General features: G+C 50.4%; 1 protein-coding gene. It reads left to right on the top strand.

What is annotated here, in order from left to right; all coding sequences use genetic code 11:
- A partial coding sequence (locus R7O13_RS29045; RefSeq protein WP_318305482.1) for a glycoside hydrolase domain-containing protein occupies positions 1 to 585 on the top strand: 585 nt, incomplete at its 5' end.

Genomic DNA, 585 nt, shown 5'->3' with positions numbered 1-585 from the left:
CAAGACTTAGACAAGCTGACTGAAATCATGGGCGGCATGCAAGGTCTGAACGACAAGCTGAACAACCTATTTACTGCCGATCCAAATGGCGGCGAAGCGCACCAAGACATGACAGGCTACATCGGTCAGTACATTCACGGTAACGAGCCTTCGCACCACGTTATCTACTTGTCCAACCGTACTGAAGAATCTTACAAGGCGCAGGAATACCTAGACCAAGTTTACGACCAGTTCTACAAACCGACGCCAGACGGCATCATCGGTAACGAAGATGTGGGTCAAATGTCAGCGTGGTACTTGATGTCAGCACTGGGCTTTTACCAAATCTCGCCAACCGATCCAACCTACAGCATCGGTCGTCCAATCTTCGACAAAGCGACGGTCGACATTGGCTCTGGCACCTTCACGGTAACGGCTGAGAACAACGGTCCAGACAACATGTACATCAAAGAAGTGACCATCAACGGCAAGCCTCTGGATGTGTACAACACCTTCCAGCACAGCGAATTCAAAGCAGGCGGCGAACTGCACTTCGTGATGACAGCTGACAAGTCTGAAGCAATGCAAGCCAACCTAGGCGAATAA

The organism is Vibrio sp. Y176 (genome assembly GCF_033438945.1).
This window is presented reverse-complemented; position numbering and strand designations above follow the sequence as displayed.